Source organism: Actinoplanes sp. SE50/110, assembly GCF_900119315.1.
Lineage (GTDB): Bacteria > Actinomycetota > Actinomycetes > Mycobacteriales > Micromonosporaceae > Actinoplanes.
On record NZ_LT827010.1, the window covers coordinates 3,667,740 to 3,682,506 of the forward strand.

The following is a 14,767-nucleotide window of genomic DNA, read 5'->3' on the forward strand; positions in this document are numbered from 1 at the left end:
AGCGTGAGCCGGCTCCTGCATCGCTATGGCCATCGGCTCGCGGTCCGAGTTGAGCAGATACGCCGTGACACGCCATCGACCGCTGGGTGGGGTGCGCAGGGTAGGTATCGTCGGCCGCGTCTTGCCTGGTAGCGCGGTTGTATGGCTCAACCGAGCCGTGATTCACCGAAGGGGTGCCGCATGCGCGATGACATGAAAGCGGTCCCGGTCAACTCCGGGGCACCACCTGTCGCCGCGGTCGACCAGCTCTGGCCGACCGCCGTGCCGATCCCGTACAGCTCGGGCCGGCGGGTTGCCGGATTCAGGTTGCGGGCCGTCCTCGTCGCGGCAATCGCCGCCGTGCTCGGCGGGCTCAGCGGTATCGCCCTCGGCTCCTGGCTGGCCTGGCGCACCGTCGACCCGCTGGCGCCCGACAAGGCCACGGCGGCCGGGATGGCGGTCACGGTCCTGCCAGGTGCCTTCGGCCACAAAGTCGAATACTACGAGCGGCCGACCTTCTGGAATCCGTACAGCAACCACAGCCTGCACGGCGGCACGGGGGTACGGGTCGGCACGGCCCAGGTCGACGGCATCATGCCCCCGAACGCAGGCTCTGAGCAGATCGCCGCCGCCGTCGAAGACCAGATGCGCGCACAGGGCTGGCACGACGTGCGCACCACCGTCGACCGGCACTGGTCGGACACTCCGTCGAAGACCGAGGTGTCGGGCACCCGTGCGGGATACCTCGCCGCGGTACAGATCATCCCGGACCAGGAGCCAGCCCTGAGTTTCATCCTGATGTGGGCCGAACCACCTGGTCAACTGCGCGACACCATCGCCGGAGGCGTGGCCGGCATGCTGCTCGGCGCGCTGCTCGGGTTTTCCACCTCGCAGCGCATGCGACGCTACGACCGGGGTAGGCAGACCGCCTACTCGATACTCTGCTTAACCACGCTGGTCATGCTGGCCCCGGCCTGCTTAGCCAACATCCCGACCTCGACCGGCTCCCTGACGGCCGCCACCCATCGCCAGGGCGCCGGCCCGTCGGTGTATTGGGGAGGCTTCGTACTCTTCGGAGCCGAGCCGCTGGCCATCCTGTCGCTACTACCGATCCTGGCCATCCTCACCCTCTGCGTATGGCCCCGCACAGCAACCAACCGCCGACACCGTCCGACTGAACCGTGGTCGCAGCGCGCAGCCGAGGATATCTACGGCTGAAAGTCGATTTGGCAGGACCCGGACGTAAGCCGCACCCAGCCGTGGTACTACCCGCTAATCCACGTCGTCGAAGGATCGCATCCCCCGATCAGCGAACTCCTCGGCGACGAGCACAACTGACCTTTGCGATGCTCGATCGGCGCCATGATCGAAAGCGCGCCCGATTCCTGGTCAGCGAGGGCGTGGTAACTACTCCAGCATGCTGAACGCCGTCATGCCAACGGGGACTGAGGTGATCCCGACGCCCCTACCGGTCGTCGGGTATGCCGTGGTGGTCGCTGTCGCGCACCGCCGGCGGGGCTGGTTTCGGCTTGTGTCCCTTGGTCGCCATGGCGGCGCCGGGCATCGGCAGGGTGGCGGCGGCCGCGGTAGCGGCGATCCGCAGCTTCCGACGGTGGCTCGTGCAAGGGGATCCCCGGTCCGGGTCTGGGCGAGGGCAGGCCGCATGTAGTCAGCAACGTGCCGGCGCGGATAGATGGTGACGGCCCGCCAGCCCCACGATGCTGTCAATCGTCCATGTGCGGGCATGCGGCCTTTGGATCGACGTTGAACCCGTGCGTCTTCCAGAAGGTACCCGCGGTGGGGCGTGGTGAGCGCCCAGGTCATGGTTTCGATGGGTGACGACGTAGAGTCTCGGAATTGAAGAGGTCAATGTACGGCTGAGCGAACTTGAATCTCCTTCGTCACCAGATTCTCCAATCGAACTGACGCCGTCAGTCTCGTTCGGTCGTCGTGAGCAACGCGGGTCATAGATGACCAGTTGTGGGAGCTGATCGAGCCGGTACTGCCGCCGTGGCCGGCGAAGGCTCCGGGACCGCGGCCTGCCCCGGACCGGATGTGTCTGCATGGCATTTCGTTTGTGCTGCATACCGGCATCGGCTGGGAGGATTTGCCGCAGGAGCTCGGCTTCGGTTCCGGGATGACCTGTTGGCGCCGGCTACAGCGTTGGACCGAAGCCGGCGTGTTCGACCGGGTGCATCAGCCACTGCTGGCCAAGTCGAACGCGGCGAACCGGATCGACTGGTCGAGAGCAGCGATGGACGGCAGTCACATCGACGCGAAAAAGGGGCGCCGGGACAGGCCCGTCGCCGGTCAACCGCGGTAAACCCGACTCGAAGCACCAGCCCTGGGCAAGCTGCGCTACGTCGTTGAGTAGACTTTCGCCCTGCTGCACCAGTTCCGCCGACTCGCAGTGCGGTGGGAACGCCGACTCGACATCCACGACCGCCTCGTCAGCCTCGCCTGCATTCTGATCTGCTGGCGCCAACTGATCAACTGGACCCGCAAGGCGGCGTACTCGCCGCCAAGATGGCGTTTTGGTCGCTCTTGAGTGTGTCAGTGCCCACGGTTTCTGTGATGGGGCGGTCATCTTCCGTTGCGGCGCCGTAACTTGGATGGCTGCCCCGGGCGGCTCAGACCTGTGCGCCATGCCGGTGCTGAACATGCGGCAGAATGGAGCCCCGCCCGGTGACCGTGACCAGTGACCTGCGACTGATCGAGCTTCCCGAGGCCGCCGTTCCCGACGAGGCGCCGGCGCTGTTCCGGTCCGACTCGGCACCGCTGCGGCGGACGCTGCTCGACATCCTCGACGCGACGGTGACAGCGCACCCGAGGGCGGCGGCGATCGACACCGGGGCCGGGGTGCTGACCTACCGGGAGCTGGCCGACGCGGTCGAGGCGTTGCGGGTGACGCTGAGCGGGCACGGGATCGGGGTCGGTGACCGGGTCGGCATCCGGATCTCGTCCGGCACGGCGGAGCTCTACCTGGCGATCCTCGGGGTGCTCGCGGTCGGTGCGGCCTACGTCCCGGTGGACGCGGACGACCCGGAGGAGCGGGCCGAGCTGGTCTTCGCCGAGGCGGATGTGAGCGCGGTGCTCGGGGACGGGCTGAGCGTGTCCACCCGGCGTACTCCCGGTGGAAGCGCGGGACGGCCGGGGCCCGGCGATGACGCCTGGATCATCTTCACCTCCGGTTCGACCGGCACCCCGAAGGGGGTGGCGGTCACCCACGGGTCCGCGGCCGCCTTCGTCGACGCGGAGGCGCAGCTGTTCCTCGCCGACGAGGGTGCCGAGCCGATGGGCCCCGGGGACCGGGTGCTGGCCGGGCTGTCGGTGGCGTTCGACGCGTCGTGTGAGGAGATGTGGCTGGCCTGGCGGCACGGCGCCTGCCTGGTGCCGGCCGCGCGGTCGCTGGTGCGCAGCGGTGTCGACCTGGGTCCGTGGCTGGCCGAGCAGCGGATCACCGTGGTGTCGACGGTGCCGACCCTGGCGGCGCTGTGGCCGGTGGAGGCGCTCGAGGACGTCCGGTTGCTGATCTTCGGTGGTGAGGCGTGCCCGCCGGAGCTGGCCGAACGGCTCGCGGTCGAGGGGCGCGAGGTGTGGAACACGTACGGCCCGACCGAGGCGACCGTGGTGGCGTGTGCCGCGCGGATGACCGGTGACGGGCCGGTGCGGATCGGGCTGCCGCTGGCCGGCTGGGAGCTGGCCGTGGTCGACCCGGCGGGCGAGCCGGTGACCATGGGGGAGACCGGCGAGCTGGTGATCGGCGGTGTCGGCCTGGCGCGCTACCTGGACGCCGGCAAGGACGCGGAGAAGTTCGCGGCGCTGCCGTCGCTGGGCTGGGAGCGGGCCTACCGCAGCGGTGACATCGTCCGCGCGGAGCCGGCCGGGCTGCTGTTCCTGGGCCGCGGTGACGAGCAGGTCAAGCTCGGTGGCCGGCGGATCGAGCTGGGTGAGGTGGACGCGGCGCTGCAGGCGCTGCCCGGGGTGGCCGGTGCGGCCGCCGCGGTGAAGCGGACGGCCGCCGGCAATCAGCTGCTGGTGGGTTATCTGGTGGTCCGGGAGGACGGCGGCTTCGACCTGGCCGCGGCCACGCAGCGGGTTCGGGAGCAGTTGCCGGCCGCGCTCGTACCGCTGCTGGCCGTGGTCGATGATCTTCCGACGCGGACGTCGGGCAAGGTGGACCGGGCGGCGCTGCCGTGGCCCCTCGCGACCGCCGGTGACGTGGACGCCGAGCTGACCGAGGCCGAGCAGTGGCTGGCGGACGGCTGGGAGCAGATCCTCGGGGTGCGCCCGGCGGATGCCGCGGCCGACTTCTTCAGCAGTGGCGGCAGCAGTCTGAACGCGGCGCAGTTGGTGGCGTGGATCCGGCAGACCCGGCCGCAGGCGTCGGTGGCCGACGTCTACCAGAATCCGCGGCTGTCGGAGATGGCCGTGAAGCTGGGCGCGGCCGGTGGGCAGGTGGCGGTGCGCCGGGAGGTGCGACCGACGCCGCGGCGGGCCGGGCTGGCGCAGTTCCTGCTGATGCTGCCGATGCTGGCGCTGGTCGGGCTGCGCTGGGTGACCGTGCTCGCCGCGCTGGGAAAGGTCGTGGCGGCGTCGTGGACGCCGCAGGTGTCCTGGTCGTGGATCGTGGCGGGCTGGCTGGTGCTGTTCAGCCCGGCCGGGCGGATCGCGGTGGCGGCGGCCGGCGCGCGGATGCTGCTGCGCGGTGTCGGACCGGGCAACTATCCGCGGGGCGGCAGCGTGCACGTGCGGCTGTGGGCCGCCGAGCGGCTGGCCGAGCTGACCGGGGCGAACGGGGTGACCGGCGCGGGCTGGATGATCACGTACGCCCGGGCGCTCGGGGCGCGGATCGGCCGGGACGTCGACCTGCACTCGGCGCCGCCGGTGACCGGCCTGCTGAAGGTCGGCCGGGGCGCGGCGATCGAGCCGGAGGCGGACCTGTCCGGCTACTGGGTCGACGGTGACGTCGTCCGGGTGGGCATGGTGCGGGTCGGCGCCGGGGCGCGGGTGGGGTCGCGCAGCACGCTGATGCCGGGTGCCCGGGTCGGCAAGAACGCGAGGATCGCGGCGGGGTCGACGGTCCTGGGCGCGGTGCCGTCGGGGCAGCGCTGGGCCGGTTCCCCGGCCGCGCCGGCCGCCGCCAAGGATGCGGAGGGCTGGCCGGAGCAGCGGCCGGAGCGTTCGCCGCTGGGCTCCAAGTTCTGGGTGGTGGCCTACAGCGTGACCGCGCAGCTGCTGGGTCTGGTGCCGGTGCTGGCGCTGCTGCCGGCATTCGCGCTGCTCGGCTGGGGGGTGTCCGGCCGTCCCGCGCTGGCGGGTGCGCTGCTCGTGATCCCGGTGGCCGCGGTCGCCTATCTGCTGACGTACGCGATGATCGTGCTCGCCGCGGTGCGCATCCTCAGCCTCGGGATGCGGGAGGGCTTCCACCGCGTGCAGGGCCGGGTGGCGTGGCAGGTGTGGACCACCGAGCGGCTGATGGGGATGGCCCGGGTGGCGCTGTTCCCGATGTACGCCAGCCTGTTCACCCCGGTGTGGCTGCGCCTGCTCGGCGCCAAGGTCGGCCGCAACGTCGAAGTCTCCACGGTCCTCGCCCTGCCGGCGATGACCACGGTGAACGACGGGGCGTTCCTGGCCGACGACACCATGGTGGCCACCTACGAGCTCAGCCACGGCTGGCTGCGGGTGGCGCCGGCCCGGATCGGCAAGCAGGCGTTCCTGGGCAACTCGGGGATGGCGGCGCCCGGCCGGTCGGTGCCCAAGCGCGGCCTGGTCGGGGTGCTGTCGTCGGCGCCGCACAAGGCGAAGAAGGGTTCGTCGTGGCTGGGCGCCCCGCCCATGCCGCTGCGCCGGACCGTCGAGGCGGCCGACGCCAGCCGCACCTTCGCCCCGCCGCTGCGGCTGAAGCTGGCCCGGGCCGCGATCGAACTGTGCCGGATCGTCCCGGTGATGTGCGCCGGCGCCCTCGCCGTGCTGGTGATCGCCGCGCTGGCGCTGATCTGGCGGGCCGGGGGCGGCTGGGCGGCCGCGCTGGCCGCCGGGCCGGTCATGTTCGGCGCGGTGATCGTCGCGGCGTTGACCGCGACCGCGGCGAAGTGGCTGCTGGTCGGCCGGCTGCGGGTGACCGAGCGGGCGCTGTGGACGTCGTTCGTGTGGCGCAACGAGCTGGCCGACACGTTCGTCGAGGTGCTCGCCGCGCCGTGGCTGTTCCGGTTCGCCACCGGCACCCCGCTGCTGACCGCGTGGATGCGCACGCTGGGTGCTCGGATCGGTCGCGGTGTGTGGCTGGAGACGTACTGGCTCCCCGAGTACGACCTGGTACACCTCGGTGCCGGAGCAACCGTCAACCGGGGGTGCGTGGTGCAGACCCACCTGTTCCATGATCGGATCATGGCCATGGACGAGGTCACTCTGAGCGCGGGCGCCACGCTCGGTCCCAACGGGATCGTGCTGCCCGGCGCGAGCATCGGCGCCCGCACCACGGTTGGCCCCGGATCGCTGGTCACCCGCGGCGACGCGGTGCCCGCCGACAGCCGCTGGCTCGGCAACCCGATCGGCACCTGGCCGGCGCCGGCTTCCCGCCGGCCATGACCCCGGCGGCACAGCCGGGCGCGGAGTATTCGACGGACCCGTATCTGCCCGGCCACGGCAACGGCGGATACCGGGTGCTGCACTACGACCTCGACCTGGACTACCGGGTCACGTCCAACCGGATCGCCGGGAAGGCGGTGATCACCGCGCGGGCGGTCCAGCCGCTGTCCCGGTTCACCCTGGACCTCGGGCATCTCCGGGTGCAGGACGTGCGGGTCGACGGGCGGCCGGCGAAGTTCGCCCACCGGCCGGACAAGCTGCGGATCCGGCCGGAGCAGGCGGTCGGGCACGGCGCCGTCTTCCGGATCGAGATCCGTTACTCCGGCAAGCCGGTGCCGATCGCCGGCCGCTGGGGTGACATCGGCTGGGACGAGCTGACCGACGGGGCGCTGGTGGCCAGCCAGCCGATCGGCGCGCCGTCCTGGTTCCCGTGCAACGACCGCCCGGACGACAAGGCCACGTTCCTGGTCACGCTGACCACGGCGACGCCGTACACCGTGCTGGTCACCGGCGACCTGGTCGCCCGCCGCCGCGGCGCGGGCACCACCACCTGGGTGTACGAGCGGACCGAGCCGACCGCGACGTACCTGATGAGCGTCCAGGTCGGGCGTTACGACGTGGTCGACCTCGCCGACGCGCGGGTGCCGCAGCGCGCCGCGATCCCGCCCCGGCTGCGCGAGGCGTTGCGGCACGACTTCGGCCGGCACGGCGAGATCATGGAAGCTCTGGAACGGTTGTTCGGACCGTACCCCTTCCGGGAGTACGTCGTGGTGGTCGCCGACGACGACCTGGACGACCCGATCGAGGCGCAGGGCATGGCCGTGTTCGGCCGCAACCACCTGGACGGGCAGCGCACCCATGAGCGCCTGGTGGTGCACGAGCTGGCGCACCAGTGGTTCGGCAACAGCCTGACCGTCGCCGACTGGCGGCACATCTGGCTCAACGAGGGCTTCGCGACGTACGCCGAATGGTTGTGGTCCGGCGCTTCCGGCGGGCCTTCGGCGGCCTCGCACGCGGCACAGTGGCACGCCTGGGCGGCGGCGCAGCCGGCTGATCTGGCGGTGGCCGACCCGGGCGTGGCCCGGATGTTCGACCCGCTGGTCTACAAGCGGGGCGCGCTGGCGGTGCACGCGCTGCGGGTGCGGCTGGGGGACACGGCGTTCTTCGCGCTGCTGCGCTCCTGGGTGGCGGAGAACCAGCACCGGACGGTGACGACCGAACAGTTCCGCCGGCATGCGGCGCGGTTCAGCGCCCGGAGTCTGGACGATCTGTTCACCGCCTGGCTCGACCGGCCGGAGCTGCCGCCGCTGCCTCGCCACCCCGACGGGCCGGTGGTCCGCGCCCTCTCCTGACGCTGAGCCGGGCCCGGGCGCGACGACTCAGATCACGCCGGGCCGGTGCACCGCGGCGAACGCCGCCACCGCGTTCACCAGGGGTGGCACCACGATGAAGGCTCCCGCCACCAGGCGAAGTCCCTCGGCCCGGCGGGGGATCGCGAGCCGGGTCACGAGGGCGACCGCGGCGATGCCGCCGGTCACCCAGGGCCAGACGGTGAAGACCGGCCGGGAGAGATTCAGGCAGTCGTGATCGAAGCCGGTGCCGCAGCTGGAGTCCATCCCGCCGAGCGCGGCGAAGCCCGGAACGCAGCACAGCAGCGACATCAGCGGCACCGACAGCAGAGCGACCGTCGTGGCCACCCGGCCGAGTCGCTCGCGTCGTGATGATGATGGATCCTCGGTCATGCCGCTCACCGTAGAGGGCACGGGCCAGGCAGTCGCGCGCTGCCCGGCCCGTGCCCGCCATCAGCCGATCGGGAAGGTGTAGTTCCTGCCGTAGTCCGAGTCGTACGCCGAGCACTGCGTGTACGGGTCGGAGTTCTTGAACCACGTCTCGATCTTCCGGGCGTTCGCCGGGATGTCGATGCGGACCGGGATCGCCTCGGCGGCCTGGTTCACCGGGGTGGACTGCACCGGGCCTCCGTCGAAGCGGTAGTAGACGTCGATCTCCCACGCGGGGTAGCCGCGGTAGGTGGCCCGGCACTGCGGGAGCCGGGCCGGATCGTAGTTGAGCACCAGGGCGCCGCCCCGGCGCAGCGGCCCGGTCACGGTCTCCGACCAGTCGGCGTTGTAGGCGGCGCGGGCCAGCACCGGCGGCTGGTTGATGTCGAACCGGTAGTTCGCGCCGCCGGCGGTGTCCTCCTCGTGGCAGCCGGTGCGGTCCTCGGCGACGAACCACATCTGCAGCTGGTGGGTGTCCGGGCGCAGTTGCAGGGTGCCCAGGCTGCGGACCGTGGTGTCCTTGCCGTCGGCCGTCACCCGCTGGGTGACCGGGTAGACCCGCAGGTCGCCGCCGTCGATGCGGTACTGGACGGAGATGCCCCAGGAGTCGCCGTACTCGTCGGTGCCGCGGCACCGGGGCAGGCGTGCCGGGTCGAAGTCGACGGTGACCGGGTGGCCGGACTCGATGACCCCGTCGACCGCGGTGCTGCCGTCGGCGTTGAAGTGCAGCACCGGGGCGGGGGAGGGGCTGGCGGCGGCCGGTGCGGCGAGGAATCCGAGGGCGGCGACGGGTGCCGCGGCCAGGAGCAGAACTCTGCGCAGGATGCGTGACATGGCATGGACCTTCCTGTGGACGTCCGGCCGACCATAGTGGAGCCCACGGGGTGCTATGCAAGTCCTTCCATTTCTTGCAAGTGAACGTCATTTCGCGGTCTTTACCGGCGGCGCGCTGACCAGCGCCTTCCACAGTGATGAGACGGTGGCCACTGTGTCCCATCCGGGTGGCATCGACGGATCTTGACGCCTGGCTTGTTAGCGCTCACACTTCCTCCACACCGCCGGGGCCGGCGCCGTCCGCACCAGCCGCTCCGGCCGCCCCCCGGAGGATCGAACATGCAACAACCCTTCAAAATCGCCAGCGTGCTGGCCCTGCTGATGGCCATGCTGGTGGTCCCCACGCCGGCCCGGGCCGATCAGGCCGCGATCACCGACGGTCTCGTGCTCTGGTACAAACTCGACGAGACGGCCGGGTCGGTGGCCACCGACTCCTCCGGCCACGCGCACAACGGGACGGTCGCCGGCACGGCGTCCTGGACCGGCGGCCAGGGCCTGACCTTCGACGGGTCCAGCACCTACGTGAAGGTCCCGAACGACATCATGTCGGGGCTCACCGCAATCTCGGTGTCGTTCGACGTCCTGGTCGACGCGGACCAGCCGACCCCGTACTTCCTCTACGGATTCGGCAACACCGACACCTCCACCGGGTACGGCAACGGATACCTGTTCACGACCGGCAACAACCTGCGTACCGCGATCTCCACGGCGAACTGGACCAAGGAGCAGAGCACCCAGGCGCCCGCGCCGCAGCCGCTCGCCCGCGGCACGTGGAAACACCTCGCGTACACCCAGACCGGCACCACCGGGACGCTGTTCGAGGACGGCACGCCGATCGCCACGAACACCTCCGTCACCATCAAGCCGGGCGACATCGGCGCCGGCACGACCAGCGCGAACTACCTCGGCAGGTCGAACTACACCGGCGACCGGCTGCTCAAGGGCAGGATCAAGGACTTCCGGGTGTACGACCGGGCCCTCGGCGACCCGGAGCTGCAGAGCCTCGCCGAGCCGGTGGTCTCCGCCGAGCTGGCAGCCGACCGGGCCACGCTCACCCTCGGCGACACCTCCGCCCTCACCGCGGACCTGAGCCTCCCGGCGACCGCACCCCGGGGGACGAGGCTGACCTGGGCCACCAGCGACGCCTCGGTGATCACCGCGGCCGGCGTGGTGATCCGGCCGCCGTCCGGGCAGGCGGCCGGCAGCGCGACGCTCACCGCCACCCTCACCCGCGGTTCGCTGACCGCCACCAGATCCTTCCCGGTCACCGTGCCACCGCAGCTCAGCGCCGAGGACGCGGTACGGGAGGCCGCCACCGCCCTCACCGTGCGCAACCTCGGTGACGTCCGGGGCAACCTGACGCTGCCGGCCACCGGGGCGTACGGCACCACGGTCACCTGGTCGTCGGACCGGCCCGGGGTGATCGACGACACCGGTGTCGTGCACCGGCCGCAGGCCGGTCAGGGCGCCACCACCGTGGCTCTGACCGCGACGGTCCACTCCGGCGCGGCCTCGGCCACCCGGACGCTGACCGCGACCGTGCCCGAGCTGCCCGCGGCCCAGGCCCGGACCGGGTACCTGTTCAGCTACTTCACCGGCGAGGGCACCGCGACCGGCGAGCAGCTGCACTTCGCGGTGAGTAGGGCGAACGACCCGCTGTCCTACCGCGAGGTCAACGACGGCAAGCCGGTGCTGACCTCGACGCTGGGCACGAAGGGTCTGCGCGACCCGTTCATCATCCGCTCGCCCGAGGGCGACAAGTTCTACCAGATCGCCACCGACCTGAAGATCTACGGCAACGGCGACTGGGACGCGTCGCAGCGTACCGGCAGTAGATCGATCATGGTGTGGGAGTCCACCGACCTGGTCCACTGGACCGACCAGCGCCTGGTCAAGGTCTCGCCGGACACCGCCGGCAACACCTGGGCGCCGGAGGCCTTCTACGACAAGACCCTGGGGGAGTACGTCGTCTTCTGGGCTTCGAAGCTCTACGACGCCGCGGACACCGCGCACGCCGGCAACACCTACAACCGGATGATGTACGCGACGACCCGCGACTTCTACACCTTCAGCGAACCGAAGGTCTGGAAGGACCCGGGCTACTCGGTGATCGACTCGACGATGATCGAGAACGACGGCGAGTACTACCGGTTCACCAAGGACGAGCGCAACAACACCTCGAGCACGCCGTGCGCCAAATTCCTGATCGAGGAGAAGTCCGCCTCGATCCTGAGCACGAACTACGACTTCGTCAGCGAGTGCATCGGCTCCGGCAGCATCAGCGCGGGCGAGGGGCCGCTGGTGTTCAAATCGAACACCGAGCAGCGGTGGTACCTGTTCATCGACGAGTTCGGCGGCCAGGGGTACGTGCCGTTCACCACCACGGACCTGGCGTCCGGCAAGTGGACGAAGGTCGCGTCGTACTCGCTGCCGGCCAGCCCGCGGCACGGCACCGTCCTGCCGGTCACCCAGGCCGAGTACGACCGGCTGCTCACCGCCTACCAGCCGAACCTGCTGGTCACCGCGGTGGACCCGATTCCGCTCGTCACGCCGGCCGGCGTCGCCCCGGCTCTCCCGGCCCGGGTCACCGCCCGGTTCGCGGACGGTTCCTCGTCCAGCGTCGCGGTCACCTGGGACGCCGTGCCGCCGGCGGCGTACGCCCAGCCGGGCACGTTCACCGTCGCCGGCACCGTCGCCGAGAGCCAGAACGTCAAGGCCGGCGTGGTGGTGACCGTCCCCGACGTGCAGGCGCCGGTGGTCAGCGCCACCGTCACCCCGGCCGTACCGGCCAGCGGATGGTTCACCGGCCCGGCGACGGTCACGGTGACCGCCACCGACGCGGTCGACGGTGCGGTGGTCCCGAAGGTCCGGGTCACCCGCTCCGGCGACCCGGCCGGCCAGTGGACCGACCAGGCACCACCGCTGACCCTCGGTGCGGACGGCAGCTACCTGGTCGAATACACCGCCATCGACGCCGCTGGCAACAGCTCCGGAACCGGATCGGTGACCGTGCGCATCGACACGGCGCCCCCGGTGTCGCAGGCCACGGTCGACGCGCAGAGCCGGACCGTGACACTGCGGGCGGCCGACAACGACTCCGGCGTCAGCGGGCTGGCGTATTCGGTGGACGGCGGCCGCACCTGGCAGCCGTACACCGTGCCGGTGCGCGCCGGGCAGACCCGGTTGACGGTGCTCTACCGGGCCACCGACGTCGCCGGGAACGTCGAGGTGATCAACCAGGCCGTGGTGCCGGCCGTACGCGTGGTGCTCGCCCCGAGCACGACCCGGGCGACCCTGGACGCGACGAAGGTGACCTACGGCAGTGTGCCGGTGGTGCGGGTGACGGTCACCGGCAAGCTGGCGGAGCGCCCCTCGGGTACCGTCCGGGTGCTGCTCGGCGGGACCTCGGTCGGCTCCGGCACCCTGGCCGGGGGTGGAGCCACCGTCCGGCTGGCGAAGACCATCGCGGTCGGCACCCGGTCGTTGCGGGTCGTCTACGACGGCGACGCCCGCTACGCCGGCTCGTCGGCGAACCTGACCCTGAAGGTGGTCGCGGCGGCCTCGAAGACCGCATTGTCCGCCAAGTCCGGCACGGTCCACACCGGCCGCAAGGCGCAGCTCACCGTGACGGTGACCGGCGCGGCCGGCGTCACACCGTCCGGGACGGTGCTGGTGATCGCGACCAACGGCACGTCCACCCTGGTCCGCACGGTGCGCCTCGACCGTGCCGGCAGGGCGGTGCTCGCCCTGGGCCCGCTGGGCGCGAAGGGCACCTACCGGATCACCGCGCAGTACCTCGGCTCAGCGTCGGTGACCGGCTCGACCAGCGCGGCGACCCGGATCACGGTGATCCGCTGACCGATCGGCCGCGGCGCCCCGCCCGGGGGTGCCGCGGCCGACGAGCCCTATCTGCCGGAGTGGATTACCTTCCTGATCCAGGCGGTGATGTTGTCGGTGCGGGCGCCGTTCTCGATCGCGGTGTGCGGGCAGCTGGGCCCGTTGCTGACCACCGCCACCAATTTCGGGATCCCTTTGCTCTCGGTGAAGTAGGGCCCGCCCGAGTCGTACGGGCACGGCGTGGTGTCGGCCTGCGGTGCGTAACCGCGGAACCCGGTCACCGTGTCGCTGAGCTGCGCCACCTGCAGCTGCCCGGTCCGCAGCCGGTTCACCGGCACCGGGTTGCTGCTGGTCAGCGAGCCGTACCCGGTGAGCCGCACGATCGTGCCGACCGCCGGCGGCTTGCCGGCGAGCCGGATCGGGCGGACGTCGCGGACCGGCTCCTCCAGCATGGCGAGCGACACGTCGGCGGTCGGTGACTGCCGGACGGCGACCACCTTCAGCAGGTGCCCGCGGCTGGTGTCGGTGGTGTCGGTACGGCCCACGGCCGCCGTGGTCAGGTCGGCCACCGGGTGCTCCACCCGGACCCCGTTCGCGTCCCGGAAACAGTGCCCGGCCGTGATGATCCACCGAGCCGAGACCAGGGCTCCCGAACACCCACTGTTGCGGCGCCCACCGTCGGCGGTCGGGATGCCCGTCATGGTCAGCTTGACGGAGAACCCGTACTGACCGTCGGGGACCTCCTCCCCGTTCGCGATCGCGTGGGCGGGAGCGGCGCCGGCGAGCACCGTCATGGCGACCGTGCCGGCGGCCACCGCTGCACTCCAGAATGAGATGCGCATCGCGCCAGGCTATCGACATTCGCCGATGCGCACAGCCCCTCGGTCCCCGTCGGCCGTCAGAAACCCGGCCGACCGCCCGCGGCGGTGGGTCGCCGGCAGGCTCACCGCGCCACGACGTACCCGCTGATCCGCCGCATAGTCGCAGGTCACGAACCTGCTGGAGCTGCTGACGGGACGGCAGGCCGGCGCTAATGTGTCGCACCGTGAAGCGTGGATTTCAACGTACCGGCAGGTGGGCGTGGACCCCGCGCCGGATCGCCATCGCGGGCGGCGGTGCTGCGGCCGCGCTGGCCGCGGCCGGGGTCACCTGGGCGCTACTGCCCGGTGACCCGCAGGAGCCGCGTCCCCGGGAGTACCGCGACGCGACCGCTTGCCTGCTTACCGATCAGCAGGGGGTGGCCGGTAAGGACGCGGCCCCGATCTGGGCGGCGATGCAGTCGGCGTCGGCGCGCACGCACGGTCAGGTCCGCTACCTCGCCGTGACCGGTGAGCAGTCCGTGGCCAATGCTGAGTCATTCGTGGGCACGCTCGTTCTCGGCCGGTGTTCGGTGATCGTCGCCGAGCCCGGGATCCCGGACCAGGCCGTGCGTGCGGCCGCGGCGCAGCACTCCGGTCAGCGATTCCTGGTGATCGGCGGGGTGAAGGCAGGCTCGAATGTCACCGTCGTGGCAGCCGCGAAGATCGATGAGGTCGTGGGTGGCGTTTTGAACCGCTAGCCGATTTCGCCGAAAAATGCCGAACGGCTCGCCGGAGCAGGCCAAACGTTTATCGGAATCTCAGCCAACTCACTGTTGTTTGAGATGATCTTCCCAGGAAGACTCCCTCGCCGACAGCATCACGCACGGGGGAGTTCATCGCGATGTCTTGGTGGCGGCGTTGCGCCGTGCTCACTGCTCTGGTCTTCGG

Annotated in this window: 8 protein-coding genes and 1 pseudogene; 6 read left to right on the forward strand and 3 right to left on the reverse strand. The window is 71.1% G+C overall.

Features of this window, described 5'->3' with window-relative positions:
- Positions 1 to 180: 180 nt before the first annotated feature.
- From ACSP50_RS16310 to ACSP50_RS16325, 4 genes and pseudogenes are all read left to right on the forward strand, one after another.
- Positions 181 to 1,197 (forward strand): hypothetical protein, encoded by a 1,017-nt coding sequence (locus ACSP50_RS16310; RefSeq protein ID WP_014690330.1) that lies wholly within the window; start codon positions 181 to 183, stop codon positions 1,195 to 1,197.
- A 748-nt stretch (positions 1,198 to 1,945) separates the two neighbouring features.
- A pseudogene (locus ACSP50_RS16315) lies at positions 1,946 to 2,527 on the forward strand (transposase).
- A 137-nt stretch (positions 2,528 to 2,664) separates the two neighbouring features.
- Positions 2,665 to 6,570, forward strand: coding sequence for a Pls/PosA family non-ribosomal peptide synthetase (locus tag ACSP50_RS16320; protein ID WP_014690332.1), 3,906 nt, complete (start codon positions 2,665 to 2,667; stop codon positions 6,568 to 6,570).
- Positions 6,567 to 7,922: a M1 family metallopeptidase gene (locus tag ACSP50_RS16325; RefSeq protein WP_014690333.1), complete on the forward strand. Its 1,356-nt coding sequence runs from the start codon at positions 6,567 to 6,569 to the stop codon at positions 7,920 to 7,922. Before ACSP50_RS16320 ends, ACSP50_RS16325 begins: the two co-directional genes overlap by 4 nt.
- Before the next feature lie 27 nt (positions 7,923 to 7,949).
- Here ACSP50_RS16325 and ACSP50_RS16330 read toward each other — a convergent pair whose 3' ends face one another.
- Together ACSP50_RS16330 and ACSP50_RS16335 are read right to left on the reverse strand one after the other, a co-directional pair.
- A complete protein-coding gene (locus tag ACSP50_RS16330; RefSeq protein ID WP_155123514.1) occupies positions 7,950 to 8,312 on the reverse strand; it encodes a hypothetical protein in 363 nt (120 codons plus the stop codon).
- Between the two features lie 60 nt (positions 8,313 to 8,372).
- On the reverse strand, positions 8,373 to 9,182 hold the full coding sequence (locus ACSP50_RS16335; RefSeq protein WP_014690335.1) for a DUF6209 family protein: 810 nt from the start codon (positions 9,180 to 9,182) through the stop codon (positions 8,373 to 8,375).
- A 279-nt stretch (positions 9,183 to 9,461) separates the two neighbouring features.
- Here ACSP50_RS16335 and ACSP50_RS16340 point away from each other — a divergent pair, with 279 nt between their 5' ends.
- Positions 9,462 to 13,040 carry an immunoglobulin-like domain-containing protein gene (locus ACSP50_RS16340; RefSeq protein WP_014690336.1) on the forward strand — a complete coding sequence of 1,193 codons (3,579 nt, stop codon included), beginning with the start codon at positions 9,462 to 9,464 and terminating at the stop codon, positions 13,038 to 13,040.
- Positions 13,041 to 13,087: 47 nt separating this feature from the next.
- On the opposite strand, the gene ACSP50_RS16345 is transcribed toward ACSP50_RS16340, so the two are convergent.
- On the reverse strand, positions 13,088 to 13,861 hold the full coding sequence (locus tag ACSP50_RS16345) for a trypsin-like serine protease (protein WP_043511529.1): 774 nt from the start codon (positions 13,859 to 13,861) through the stop codon (positions 13,088 to 13,090).
- A gap of 203 nt (positions 13,862 to 14,064) precedes the next feature.
- Here ACSP50_RS16345 and ACSP50_RS16350 point away from each other — a divergent pair, with 203 nt between their 5' ends.
- Positions 14,065 to 14,577: a hypothetical protein gene (locus ACSP50_RS16350; RefSeq protein WP_155123515.1), complete on the forward strand. Its 513-nt coding sequence runs from the start codon at positions 14,065 to 14,067 to the stop codon at positions 14,575 to 14,577.
- The last annotated feature ends 190 nt before the right edge of the window (positions 14,578 to 14,767 follow it).